General features: G+C 72.5%; 2 protein-coding genes. Both read left to right on the top strand.

Annotated elements, in window-relative coordinates:
* Positions 1-1373 (top strand): methyl-accepting chemotaxis protein (locus A612_RS03035; protein ID WP_019373119.1); only part of this gene is annotated, 1373 nt, incomplete at its 5' end.
* Positions 1374-1438: 65 nt separating this feature from the next.
* A partial coding sequence (locus tag A612_RS03030) for a FimL-related protein (RefSeq protein ID WP_040435792.1) occupies positions 1439-2339 on the top strand: 901 nt, incomplete at its 3' end.

Genomic DNA, 2339 nt, shown 5'->3' with positions numbered 1-2339 from the left:
GGCTGGCCGCCACGCGCGACCCGCAGACGCGCGAGCACCTGGAAGAGCTGATCCGCCTCTATGGCCAGACCCGCAACCAGGCGGGCGCGATCCTGGGCAACCTGCAGGGCCTGGTCTCGGCGCGCGAGGCGCAGTCGGGCATCATCGCCGACAGCGAGCCGCTGCGCCGCCAGCTCGAAGGGCTGCAGGAGCAGCTCTCGGCCAGCTCCGGCCTGGGCCTGGGCCAGCTCGCGGCACTGGTGCTGACCGGCCTGTTCGTGGTGCTGTGCAGCGTGGCGATCGCGCGCGTGCAGCTGCTCGACAGCCGCAACCGGCAGGCCGCGGCCGAGGCGCAGCAGCGCGACGCGCGCCGCCAGGAGCTGGAGGCGCGGCGCGTGAACGACGCCAACCAGGCGGCCATTCTGCGGCTGATGAACGAGCTGCAGTCGGTGGCCGAGGGCGACCTGACGCAGGAGGCCACCGTGACCGAGGACATCACCGGGGCCATCGCCGACTCGGTGAACTACACGGTGGAAGAGCTGCGCATGCTGGTGGGCAGCGTGCAGAACACCGCCGCCCGGGTGGCGCAGACCACCGCCCAGGTCGACAGCACCTCGACCGAGCTGCTGGCAGCGTCCACCGAGCAGCTGCGCGAGATCCGCGAGACCGGCCGTTCGGTGCTGGACATGGCGGGCCGAATCAACGAGGTGTCCTCGCAGGCGCAGGAGTCGGCCCAGGTGGCGCGCCAGTCGCTGCAGGCGGCCGAACAGGGTCTGCGCGCCGTGCAGGACGCCATTGGCGGCATGAACGCCATCCGCGACCAGATCCAGGACACCTCCAAGCGCATCAAGCGCCTGGGCGAATCGTCCCAAGAGATCGGTGAAATCACCGAGCTGATCTCCGACATTACCGAGCAGACCAACGTGCTGGCGCTGAACGCCGCCATCCAGGCCGCCTCGGCCGGGGAGGCCGGCCGCGGCTTCTCGGTGGTGGCGGAAGAGGTGCAGCGGCTGGCCGAACGCTCGGCCGACGCCACGCGCCAGATCGCGGCGCTGGTCAAGGCCATCCAGACCGACACGCAGGACGCGGTGGCCGCCATGGAGCGCTCCACCCAGGGCGTGGTCGAGGGCGCGCGCCTGTCCGACAGCGCCGGCACGGCCCTGACCGAGATCGACCGCGTGTCGCGCCGCCTGGCCGAGCTGATCGAGCAGATCTCCTCGGCGACCTCCCGCGAGGCGGAGCTGGCCAACGGCGTGGCCGACAACATCCAGCACATCTTCGCGGTGACCGAGCAGACCGGCGAAGGCACGCGCATGACGGCCCAGCAGGTGCGCGAGCTCTCGCAGGTGGCCGAGGAGCTTCGCCAGTCGGTGTCGCGCTTCAAGATCGCCTGAGCCGGCGCCTGCGCCGCCCACCCAACGCACAACGCCTGGGCCGAGCCCAGCCAAGAAACCAAGCCATGTCATCCACAGACGCTGTCAACGCGCCCGGCCTGGACGCGGGCCCCGGCGAGCAGGACCTCGGGCCGCTCGCCTGGGTGCTCGACGAGCTGCGCAAGTCCCTGGAAGGCGCCGTCAAGGCGATGCGCCGCTTCGTGCGCGACGCCGAGATCGCCCGCCAGTCCGATCTGGCTTCGCTCGATGCAGGCCCCCTGCGGATCGCGCGCCAGCAGCTGCACCAGGCGGGCGGCGCGCTGGAGATGGTGGGCATGGAGCCGCCGGCCCTGCTGGTGCGGGCCCTGGAGAGCGCGGTGCAGCGCTTCGTGCAGCGGCCCGAGCTGTGCAGCGACGAGGCGGCGGAGGTGGTCGAGCGGGCCAGTTTCGCGGTGATCGAATTCCTCGAGCACGTGCTGGCCGGCAAGCGCATCTCGCCGGTGGCGCTGTTCCCGCAGTACCGCGACGCGCAGCGCCTGGCCGGCAGCGAGCGCATCCACCCGGCCGACCTGTGGACGGTCGAGCGGCGCCTGCGCGAGCCGGAGCTGGCGCTGCCGGCCCAGGCGCTGGCCTACGACGGCGGCACGCGCGCCCAGCTCGACAGCGCCGTGCTGCGCATCGTCAAGACGGGCGATCCGCAGGCGGCGGCCGAGGTGCAGGCCGTGTGCGCCGGACTGGCGGCCGCCCAGGAAGGGCAGGGCGCGCGCGTCTTCTGGAAGGTCTGCGCCGGCTTCTTCGAGGCCCTGGCCCAGCACGCCCTGAGGGCCGACGTCTACGTCAAGCGCGTGGCCTCCCGCGTGCTCATGCAGTACGCTTCGCTGGCGCGGGGCGACGCCGCGATCAACGAGCGGCTGCTGCACGACCTGCTGTTCTTCTGTGCCCATGCCCACGCGCCGGAGGCGGCGCGGGCGCCGGCGCTTGCCGCCG

Origin of the sequence: Melaminivora alkalimesophila (genome assembly GCF_000282995.1) — a bacterium.
Lineage (GTDB): Bacteria > Pseudomonadota > Gammaproteobacteria > Burkholderiales > Burkholderiaceae_C > Melaminivora > Melaminivora alkalimesophila.
Note: the sequence above shows the minus strand (reverse complement) of the source record. Positions and strands in the feature narration are given on the sequence as shown.